Here is a 9,916-nt window from a genome sequence, read left to right on the forward strand (position 1 = left end):
CCCTACGTGCTGCGCGCCACCAACGCCGGCGGTTACCGCTCTCAGGCAACCGAGTCCGTGACGCTGCGCGCCGGGAAACCCCGGACTGTCAACCTCACCGTGGACTCCGGCATCCGATAGGTCCGTGCTCAGCACCACGCCGGACCGAAAAAGATCAGCCCCGACCCATAAGTGCAGGTCAAGGGCTTGATCAACCTTGCAGTGGCAGATCCAGGATTCGAACCTGGGAAGGTGTCGCGACGGATTTGCAGGACGTCGCCATGCCCCCGCTGACCTGCGATTTTCCGTCCCCGTAAGGGGTTTGGGCGATACTGGTCCCAGCGCCCGATGGTCGGCAGCAAGCGGGAGGCGGCATCGATCAGGGTGCCGGCGTCGCTGACGGCCTGTTGTGTCTCGTCGGCGTCGATCGTCTCGGCCGGGTTCTCCGGATACTCCAATTCGTTGCGGCGTCGACGCAGCGCGGAGAAGGATCGGAACCCCGCGCCGAACTGCGCGCGCAGCGCGACATCCACGGCGTAGTGGCCGCCCTTGCTGGTAGCGCGCAAACCCTGATGCGCCAGCAGCGCGGTAGCGGCGTGGCGCGCCGCGTCGTAGGCCAGGACGTAGGCGCTCTCCGGATCGGTGCCCACCAAGCCCGTCGCCGTCGTCAGGACCCGGCGCGCCTTGTCCAGGAACGGCTGCCCATCGGTCTGAGCACCCGTCACCTGTTGCAGGTGGCCGCCGCGCAGCAACTCCTCGATCTCGGCCTCACCGCGCGGCCACCGCGTCATCCCGGCTCTCCCGTCGGGTGCACGACGACGTGGGCGCCCGACCTGATCTGCGCGATCAACGCCTCGGCCCCCTCGTGCCATTGCTTAACGCTGCGGATCACCGGGTTCACCGGCAGACCCAATCGGCCCTGGGCGCGATCCGCCGCCTCGTAGACGTCCGCCCGGGTGGGATTGCCGACGATCAGCACATCGACATCGGCCGGCGGTGGGCCCTCCACGCCGTCGTACCGTGCGGCCCAGGAGCCGAAGATCAGTACTTGCTTCACCCCGTCCAGCCCGGCGAACTCGTCCTCCACGACCGTGTGCGGGCCGAAGCTGAGCTCCAGCAACCGGGTCAGCGCTGCGTGAGCGGGGTGGGCGGTATTCGCGCTGAACAGCCGGGATCGCCCGACCAGTCGATCGCGCAGCAGCTCGGCCGCCACGAGTCGTTGGACCTCCCGGTGCAGGGTGGTCAACGGCACGTCCAGGCGCCGGGCCAACTCGGTGGTGGTGTACTCCCGGTCGGGGTGCAGCAGCAGCCACGTCAGCAGATCGGCCTGGTGACGCGACCGGAAGATCGGCATCAACGGTGGCGCTTCACTACGCATAGACGGAATATATCTTCCGTCTATGCGTAGCGTCAACGAAACGGGTCCCGGCCGGGAGGAGGTCCGCTCTATGTCCCCGCCATTCCCGGCGCAGCGGCCGAGCGGCGTTAGCCAGGACCCTGGATAAACCCCGTCAAGTATCGGCGCTGCACAACCCGCCCGCAGACTCGACACCAATACCGCCAAGCAATGGGAGGCCAGCAGGCTCACGCCGACCAGGACATGAATAGGACGCAGACGGTCCACTGTGTGCGACACCACCCGGACCGGAAAAGATCAGCCCCCGACCCAAACGTGCAGGCCAGGGGCTTGATCATCCAGCTGGTGGCAGATCCAGGATTCGAACCTGGGAAGCTTTCGCGACGGATTTACAGTCCGCTCCCATTGGCCGCTCGGGCAATCTGCCGGGGGCGCACGGGTTCCCCCGCGGCGCTGCGCGAGAATACCCCGGGCGTTCGGGACGCCAGCAAATCGGATCTGCTGAGACATCGGAGGGGCACGCATCGTGGCCGACTCGTCGTTCGACGTGGTGAGCAAGGTCGACCGTCAGGAGGTCGACAACGCGCTGAACCAGACCGGGAAGGAGCTGGCCCAACGCTTTGACTTCAAGGGCACCGGGGCGCACATCGGCTGGACCGGTGAGCGCATCGAGATGAAGGCGGAGTCCGAGGACCGGGTCAAGGCGATCCTGGACGTGTTCAAGGAGAAGCTGATCAAGCGCCAGGTCTCACTGAAGGTCCTGGACGCGGGCGACCCGCAGCTGTCCGGCAAGGAGTACAAGATCTTCGCGGACATCCAGGAGGGCATCTCCCAGGACAACGCGAAGAAGGTGGGCAAGCTCATTCGCGAGGAAGGCCCGAAGGGCGTGCAGGCGCAGATCCAGGGCGACCAACTGCGCGTGTCCGCCAAGAAGAAGGACGACCTGCAGGGCGTCATCGCGCTGCTCAAGGGCTCCGACTTCGACTTCGCGCTGCAGTTCGTCAACTACCGCTGAAGGAGACACGCGTGGCCCGCGACGCCATCCGGATGAGCCCCGACGAGATCGACGCCTTCCTTGCCGAGCGGAAGGTTATCCAGGTGGCCTCGATGGGCCCGAACGGCCGCCCGCACCTCGCCCCGCTGTGGTTCGTGCAGCGCCCGTCGCGTCACGACAGGCCGGTGCTGGCCACCTGGACCTACGCCAAGTCCCAGAAGGCGTTGAACCTGCACCGGGATCCGCGGGCCACCGTGCTGGTGGAGGACGGCGAGACCTATTCCCAGCTGCGCGGGGTCTCCATGGAATGCGACGTCACACTGCTCGAGGACTACGAGCCGACGCTGCAGATCGGCCTCGCCCTGGCCGAACGCTACGGCGCCGGCTACGAGGCCGAACGCACCGTCATCAACGCGGCGTTCGAGGCGCAGGCCCGCAAGCGGGTGGGCATCGTGCTCACCGCCACCCGGGTCGCCAGCTGGAACCACAACAAGCTCGCCGGCGCATACTGACGGGGGAACAGATGACCGGTTTCGGTATCCAGACCCTGCCCTACGGCGCGTTCCGCGTCGGCACCGAACCGGCCAGGATCGGCGTGGCCATCGGGGATTCCGTGCTCGATCTAGCCCCGGCGCTCGGCGACGACGTGTTCGCCGCTGCCACACTCAACCCGTTCCTCGCCCGCGGCCGGGCGGCGTGGACGCGGACCCGCGAGCGACTGCTGGAACTCCTCACCCACGAGGTGGCGCTGCAGGCGGCCGAGCCGCATCTGATTCCCCGTCAGGACGTCACGCTGTGCTTGCCGTTCGAGGTCGCCGACTACGTCGACTTCTACTCCAACGAACACCACGCGACCAACGTCGGGCGCATGTTCCGCCCGGACGCCGACCCGCTGCCGGTGAACTGGAAGTCGCTGCCCGCGGGCTACCACGGCCGCTCGGGCACCGTGGTGGTCTCCGGCACCCCGATCACCCGCCCGCTTGGCCAGTACCGCGGCCCGGACGGCGTCACCTTCGGGCCGGAGCCGAGGCTGGACATCGAGGTGGAGCTCGGCTTCGTGGTGGGCACCCCGACCACGCCGGGCACCCGGTTGTCCGCCGATGACCTGGCCGAGCACGTGTTCGGCGTGGTGCTGCTCAACGACTGGTCCGCGCGCGCCATCCAGGCCTGGGAGTACACCCCGTTGGGTCCGTTCCTCGGCAAGTCCTTCGCCACCTCGATCTCCCCGTGGGTCGTACCCGTGGACGCCCTGGACGCCGCACGCGTGCCGGCCCCGACGCAGGACCCCACGCCGTTGCCCTACCTGCAGCCGGCCGGTGCCGGCTTCGACATCAGCTTCGAGGTGCTGCTCAACGACACCGCAGTCAGCGCCCCGCAGTTCCGCGACCAGTACTGGACGCCGGGCCAGCAACTCGCCCACCTCACCGTGGGCGGCGCCCCGCTGCGCGTCGGTGACCTGTTCGCCTCCGGCACCGTGTCCGGGCCGCAGCGGGACCAGCGCGGCTGTTTCCTCGAGCTGTCCTGGAACGGCACCGAGCCGATTGCGCTGGCCGACGGCAGCACCCGCACGTTCCTCGCCGACGGTGACACGGTCACCATCCGCGCCACCGCGCCCGGCCCGGACGGCGGCCCGATCCACCTGGGCGAGGTCTCCGGCACCGTCTACTCGACCTGACGCTGCCTCAGATATCTCGGGTTACCACCGCATCATCGGCAGCGGGCGGTGCAGATGCCCCGCGGCGTACTTGGCGATGGCCGGCATGGCCACCGCCTTGTAGGCCTCGTTCATCGGGAACGTCGCACGTACCTCGACGACCAGCTTGCGTGGGATGCCGAAGCGCAGCTTGGTGAAGGTGACGTCGATCCAGTCGGCCTTGCGGCAGGCCTCCACCAGCTCCGCGTGCGCGCCGGTGTAGGAGCGCATCTTGTGATGGTTGTTGATCATCAGGTGCATTTCCTCGGTCCATTCCTCGCGCCCGATCTCCTTCAGGTGCACCGTCGCCAGCTCGCACGCCTTGCCCAGGTAGTCCAGGTCGCCGGTGAGGAAGAACGGCAGGTCGTGCAGCACCGTCATGATCGCCAGCTTGTGCTCCCGATGCGGCCGCGGTTCGGTGACGACGCGCGCCCAGTTCACCATCCGGTAGCAGTGCGCGCGGTAGCCCCAATAGCCCACGCCCAGGCCCTCGCGGTGCGGGTCGAGCAGGTCGTCGAGCACCGGCAGATCGGTGAGCACGCCGGTCGGCGAACAGCGGAAGGTATCGGGGTCCAACGCCATGGCGACATCCTCACTCCGGCCCATATCTACTCTCATTGAGAGTAGTTGTCGTCTAGGATCATGTCCATGCCCGTGACCACGTCGTCCTACGTTCTGCTCGGCCTGCTCTCGTTGCGACCGTGGACCGGCTACGAGCTGACCCAGCAGGTGCGCCATTCGCTGGCCCACGTGTGGCCGGCCTCGGAGGCCAACCTCTACCGGGAGCAGCAGCGCCTGGTCCGGCTGGGCTGGGCGGAGGTGACCGCCGAGGCGGCCGGTCGGGAGCGCACCCGCAAGCGCTACACGATCACCGCCGCCGGGCGTGCGGAGCTGACGGACTGGTTGGCCACCCCGCCCGCGCCACCGAGCATGGAGATCGAGTCCATGCTGCGGGTCTGGTTCGCCGACGCGGGCACCCCGGCGCAGTTCGCCGACGCCATGCGGCACGCCGCCGACGACGCCCGCGCCTCACTGGACCGGGTGGTGACGGTGTTCGCGCAGTACCTCGAGGGCGAGGGCGGGTTCCCGCAGCGCGCGCATCTCAACGCCATCGTCGGTGAGATGGTGGCCGATCTGTTCGGGCTCATCGAGTTCCGCTGCCGGCAACTGGCCACCGAGACGGAGTCCTGGCAGACGACCGCCGGCCACGGGCTGGACCACACCGCGCGGGCCCGCATGCAACGCGTGATCACGACCTACGGCCGCGCCCGGTAAGGCACCACGCAACCAGCGTCCAAGTACGTCAGTTGCGCCGGTCCTCCCTCAGTGCTGGTGACCGGCCATTTCCTCCAGCCGACGGATGCGGTCGGCCATCGGCGGGTGGGTGGAGAACAACTTCGAGACGGCGCCGGCCTTGAACGGGTTGGCAATCATCAGCGCGCTGGTGGTCTGCAGTTGCGGCTCGGGCGCCAGCGGGCGGGCCGCCACGCCGGCCTCCAGCTTGCGCAGCGCCGAGGCCAGCGCCAACGGGTCGTTGGTCAGTTCCGCACCGGACTCGTCGGCCTGGTACTCCCGCGAGCGGCTGATGGCCAGCTGGATCACGCTGGCCGCGATCGGACCGAGCAGCATGATGAGGATCGCCACCAACGGGTTCGGCCGGTCATCGTCGTCGCCGCCGCCCATCGGGATGAACATCGCGAAGTTGGCGACGAACATGATCACCGAGGCCATGGTCGCGGCCACCGAGGAGATCAGGATGTCGCGGTTGTAGACGTGGGAGAGTTCGTGGCCCAGTACCCCGCGCAACTCCCGCTCGTCCAGGATGCCGAGGATGCCCTCGGTGCAGCAGACCGCGGCATTGCGCGGGTTACGGCCGGTGGCGAACGCGTTGGGCGCCTGGGTCGGTGAGATGTACAGCGCCGGCATCGGCTGCTTGGCCGCGGTGGACAGCTCACGCACGATTCGATAGATCGCCGGGGCCTCGGCCTCGCTGACCGGCCGGGCGCGCATCGAGCGCAGCGCCATCTTGGCGCTGTTGAAGTAGGCGTAGCCGTTCATGCCGACGGCGAGGAAAAGCGCGATCACCAGGCCGCCGCGGCCGAAGATCGACCCGACGCCGATGATGATCGCCGAGAACAGACCCAGCAGCGCGGCTGTCTTGAGGCCGTTCATATGACGGTGCATAACCTGACTCCCACTGGGGTGCACAGCAAACGTTCCTTCATCATGAACGTACGCCGACCCCGCCGCGTTCCGGCACACCGGGGCCGGAGTATTCGCAGGTCAGCCCGGCTGAGTCGAGCCGTTCACGGTCAGTTGGTAAAGGGCGTAGCCGTCGACGAGTTCCTGGCCGTCGTCCTGGGTGACCACCGCGACCACCTGCGGGTAGGACGCAAACGCTTTGAGGTCCGCCGCGCCCAGCGTCAGCTCGAACCCCTGATAAGTCGCCACCATCGCCCGGTGAGCCTTGGCGTCCACCCCGACCAGGCGCACCGTCCAGCCCTGCACGCTCGGGCCGGGTTGGAAGCTCTGCGCCGGTAGCGTGCGCGCCCCGGTGAAGCTCAGTGAGCGCAGCGCGGCGCCGGGCAGGAACGTCGTGCCGTCCCGCAGCGCCACATAGTCCGCCCCGTTCGGCGCTGCGCCGGGCAAGGCGTAGGCGGAGGCTGCCTTCAGGTCCACCGAGGCGTCCAGGCTCCGGGTGGTGACCGCTCGGCGGTCGGCGCCGACCAGCTTGGCGCCCTTGGCCGAGACGAGGTGATCCAGCAGCGTCATCAGCTGGTAGTCATGCAGCAGGTCGAGAACCTTCTTGCCGGGGTCGTAGGAGTCCAGCAGACCCTGCACGCTGTCCAGGCCCTGGCGTTGTCCGTCGCGGTGCAGTGCGGAGATGAACGCGGCGCCGTAGTGGTCGTAGAGGTAGAGCATGAACGACCAGGCGTTGCCGTAGTCCGCGAGCACCTCGGAGTTGCTGCCCTCGTCGTTCCACACCGTCAGGGAGTTCTCCGGGCCGCCGCACGGAATCGGGTTGGGGTTCGACGGGCCCTTCACCAGGCCGTAGCCCTGGAAGCAATAGATGTGCGCCTCCGCACGGGCCTGGTGCACCGAAAGACTCGGGTGTGCGTAGCCGACCAGCGCCTCGGCCATGTCGGACAGGCCCTCGTTGACCCAGGTCTTCTCCTGCTCGTCCTGGTAGGACTCCAGCAGGTGCTGGTACTCGTGCGCGAACGTCGCCTCGTACAGCCGCGGCCGGGCGGGCCGGCTCTGGCAGATGTCCTTGCTCGGCGCATCGGCCGGCTGGTCGCCGGTGCGGTGCGCCCAGTCGAACGCGTCGATGGTCATCACGTTGCGGTTGGTGAGCTGGTTGAAGATCGGCGCGAAGAACCCGGCGATGTAGGTGCGGTTGTGCGCGAAGTCGTAGAAGTTGGGGTCGCGGACGTTGTCCACCAAGGTGACCGTGGAATCCCCGTCGCCGCGGAAGTCCACGCCCAATGCCGGAAGCTGGCCGAGGGACAACGTGCCGTCCTCGCTGGGCGCGATGCTGAACAGCTTCGACTCGACCGGCAGCATCCGGTTGGTGAACTCGTTGACCAGTTGCTGTGCCTGCGCGGCGGTGACCACGGTCGGGTCGGCCTTGGTGGCCCGGCAGTCCCCGGCCGGGAACTGGGTGCCGGAGGACTTGTCATCGGAGCCGCTGGCCACCCAGACCTCGATCTTCGGGCCCTTGGCCAGCAGCGTGTACTGCTTGAGGTAGATGCCGACCACCGGGATGCCGGTGTCGCCGGTGTCGTCCAACGCGGGCCATTGCCGTACCGCACCTACCGCCGGCGTCGGCTGAGCCACCGGGCCACTCGCACCGCGGCGGGACAGCACCGCCCGGGCGCCCGCCTCGTCGAGGGTGTCCGTGCCCAACGCGGCGGCCAGCTGCGGGGACAGGTGGTAGGTCAGATCGGCGGGCAACTCCCCGACCACGCCGGGATCGTGCGGATCCACCCCGGGATCGGCCGCCCGGGCCTGCGGGCCCGCGACCAACACCGGGGAGCAGACGGCCAGCGCGGCGATGACCACCAGCGTCCGCCGGAACCGGCCTGTGACCTGCATCGATGGCCCCTTTGCGAACGGTCGTATGCGGGTATGACCGCCATGTCCGCCAACGCGTGGTTTGGGCGAGTGTAGGTCGGCCCGGGCGCCTTCGTGGGTCGTTCCGGGAACCTCCGCAGCGGTGACGGCTTGCCCAATTCGTGAAGAACGCGGGATTGCTCCCGTATACGGGTTGGCGGAATGTGTCCGAAGGGGTTGACTCGGCACACAACGGGTCCACCCAACAGGATCCGGCCTCGTCGCGACCAGGAGTGGCTGCCCCCGTGAGTGCAGAGTTCGATATCGACGCGGTCCCTGCTGCGCCGCTCACCCACGACGTGGCCTTCGAGCCCCCGGTTCTGTTCGACCCGGCCGTCGCCGACCGGCCCATCTCGACGCCGTGGGACGACTTCGTCGCGCCGGACGAGGCGGAGCACGCGGCGCACCTGGAGATGTTGCGCCGGGCCTACCAACGGCACGAGCAGCGGCTGGCCCGAATGCGGCTCTACTCGTACTGCATGACGCTGTCCGCGTGCGTATTCGCACTGATGACGTTCATGTACGTGACGCAGGGCGAGGCCGATCGGGACGGCACATTCATCAGCCTGGGCACCGCGTTCGGCGCGATGACGATCTTCCTGCTCTGGGGCGCCGTTCGGGTGACCCGGGTCGGCGAGGCCCCCTACCGCAGCTGAGCGTCCTCGCCCCTGCGCCGGGTGTTTGACGTCGCTCGTCCGCAGCTGCCCGGTTGGTCCCCCGAAAGGGCTATTCGCGTTGCCGCGCGTCGACGGCGCTCCGTTCACTGGGGTCTCGACATCTTCCGCACGGAACGCGATGGGAGCCCCCCGAATGTCTCCTCGATCCCGCAAGGCTGCGCTGGTCGCCATTTTGGCCGCGCCGATCAGCCTGGTGCTGGGCCACGGCCTGGCCAACGGCGCCACCACCTCGCTGGTCGCGGCCGACGTCGCCTCCGTCGCGACCGTCCCGGCCGACGACCCGGCGCCCACGACCGATGACGGCGACGGCGCCCAGGCCGCACCGTCCGACGGCTTCGGTGGCGACCCGACGAGCCAGGCTCCGCAGGCCGGCCCGGCTGCCCCGGCGGCCGATCCCACCGACCCCGGCATGCCCGCCGACCCCGGCGCGCTGCCCGCCGGCGGCGATGACGACGGCTTCCCCGGCGGTCCCGGCGGCGCCTCGATGCCGGCCGACCCGAGCGGCGGTGCGGCCGGCGCCGACGGCGCCCGGGCCAACGGCGTGCCCGCGCCGGGCGGCGGCGAGGCCAACAGCGCGCCCTCGCCGGGCGGCTCCGAGGACGGCAGTGGCGTCGAGCCGACCCAAGGCGCGACCGATTCCGGCGCCGAGGCCGGCAGTGCCATCAACCCGAACGGCGACGCGCCGGCATCGAGCGGCGACCAGTCGAACAACGTCGGCGCCGCACCGGACGCCGCCAGCCCGCAGAACGCTCCGGTGGACCCGCAGGCTCCTTCCGCTCAGCCCGCAGCCCCGGCAGCGCCCGCAGCTCCGGCAGCGCCCGCCGCTCCGGCCCCGGCCCAGTCCAGCAGCCCGGATCAGATGACCGGAGCGATTGCGGGCGGTTCGGGCTCGGACGGGCAGGACGGCGCAGCAGGCAGCGCGATGTCGTCCGGCTCGAGCAACCAGAGCGGCGAACAGTCCGGCGCCGCGGCGCCCGCCGCGAACAACGGTGACTCCAGCGCCGACTCCGGCAGCGCGCTCAACCCGGCCGCCGGTTCGCCGCAGTAAGCGATCGGCCGGATTCCGGCCCGACCTCACGGACTCCGGGTGGCATTGCCACCCG

Annotated in this window: 11 protein-coding genes and 1 tRNA gene; 6 read left to right on the forward strand and 6 right to left on the reverse strand. The window is 69.2% G+C overall.

The genetic code is table 11. The features are described from left to right. Nucleotides 1-128: 128 nt before the first annotated feature. The 3 genes from VGJ14_01935 to VGJ14_01945 form a co-directional block, all read right to left on the reverse strand. Complete coding sequence (locus VGJ14_01935) at nucleotides 129-770, reverse strand: hypothetical protein (GenBank protein ID HEY2831159.1); 642 nt, start codon at nucleotides 768-770, stop codon at nucleotides 129-131. Further along, complete coding sequence (locus tag VGJ14_01940) at nucleotides 767-1,357, reverse strand: helix-turn-helix domain-containing protein (protein HEY2831160.1); 591 nt, start codon at nucleotides 1,355-1,357, stop codon at nucleotides 767-769. The genes VGJ14_01935 and VGJ14_01940 overlap by 4 nt, the downstream gene beginning before the upstream one ends. A 322-nt stretch (nucleotides 1,358-1,679) precedes the next feature. Then, nucleotides 1,680-1,763, reverse strand: a tRNA-Tyr gene (locus tag VGJ14_01945). Between the two features lie 99 nt (nucleotides 1,764-1,862). On the opposite strand from VGJ14_01945, the gene VGJ14_01950 reads away from it, so the two are divergent. From VGJ14_01950 to fahA, 3 genes are read left to right on the forward strand one after another with little or no spacing between them, the layout of a single operon-like run. Further along, entirely contained in the window at nucleotides 1,863-2,351 is a 489-nt protein-coding gene (locus VGJ14_01950) for a YajQ family cyclic di-GMP-binding protein (GenBank protein ID HEY2831161.1), read from the forward strand. An 11-nt stretch (nucleotides 2,352-2,362) separates the two neighbouring features. Further along, nucleotides 2,363-2,842 carry a pyridoxamine 5'-phosphate oxidase family protein gene (locus VGJ14_01955; GenBank protein HEY2831162.1) on the forward strand — a complete coding sequence of 160 codons (480 nt, stop codon included), beginning with the start codon at nucleotides 2,363-2,365 and terminating at the stop codon, nucleotides 2,840-2,842. 11 nt (nucleotides 2,843-2,853) lie between these two features. Then, nucleotides 2,854-4,005 carry a fumarylacetoacetase gene (gene fahA / locus VGJ14_01960; GenBank protein ID HEY2831163.1) on the forward strand — a complete coding sequence of 384 codons (1,152 nt, stop codon included), beginning with the start codon at nucleotides 2,854-2,856 and terminating at the stop codon, nucleotides 4,003-4,005. 21 nt (nucleotides 4,006-4,026) lie between these two features. On the opposite strand, the gene VGJ14_01965 is transcribed toward fahA, so the two are convergent. After that, complete coding sequence (locus VGJ14_01965) at nucleotides 4,027-4,605, reverse strand: hypothetical protein (protein HEY2831164.1); 579 nt, start codon at nucleotides 4,603-4,605, stop codon at nucleotides 4,027-4,029. Between the two features lie 66 nt (nucleotides 4,606-4,671). On the opposite strand from VGJ14_01965, the gene VGJ14_01970 reads away from it, so the two are divergent. Next, nucleotides 4,672-5,298 (forward strand): PadR family transcriptional regulator, encoded by a 627-nt coding sequence (locus tag VGJ14_01970; protein HEY2831165.1) that lies wholly within the window; start codon nucleotides 4,672-4,674, stop codon nucleotides 5,296-5,298. Nucleotides 5,299-5,346: 48 nt separating this feature from the next. Here VGJ14_01970 and htpX read toward each other — a convergent pair whose 3' ends face one another. Both htpX and VGJ14_01980 read right to left on the reverse strand, forming a co-directional pair. Further along, the gene (gene htpX / locus VGJ14_01975) at nucleotides 5,347-6,195 is read right to left on the reverse strand and encodes a zinc metalloprotease HtpX (protein ID HEY2831166.1); all 849 of its coding nucleotides are present in this window, start codon (nucleotides 6,193-6,195) and stop codon (nucleotides 5,347-5,349) included. 111 nt (nucleotides 6,196-6,306) lie between these two features. Next, complete coding sequence (locus VGJ14_01980) at nucleotides 6,307-8,118, reverse strand: hypothetical protein (GenBank protein ID HEY2831167.1); 1,812 nt, start codon at nucleotides 8,116-8,118, stop codon at nucleotides 6,307-6,309. Nucleotides 8,119-8,381: 263 nt separating this feature from the next. Between VGJ14_01980 and VGJ14_01985 the strand changes: the two genes are divergently transcribed. Both VGJ14_01985 and VGJ14_01990 read left to right on the forward strand, forming a co-directional pair. Further along, entirely contained in the window at nucleotides 8,382-8,792 is a 411-nt protein-coding gene (locus VGJ14_01985; GenBank protein ID HEY2831168.1) for a hypothetical protein, read from the forward strand. Nucleotides 8,793-8,946: 154 nt separating this feature from the next. Then, nucleotides 8,947-9,861, forward strand: a complete 915-nt coding sequence (locus tag VGJ14_01990) for a hypothetical protein (GenBank protein HEY2831169.1) — start codon at nucleotides 8,947-8,949, stop codon at nucleotides 9,859-9,861. Nucleotides 9,862-9,916 lie beyond the last annotated feature (55 nt).

It is taken from the genome of Sporichthyaceae bacterium, from assembly GCA_036493475.1.
Classification (GTDB): domain Bacteria; phylum Actinomycetota; class Actinomycetes; order Sporichthyales; family Sporichthyaceae; genus DASQPJ01.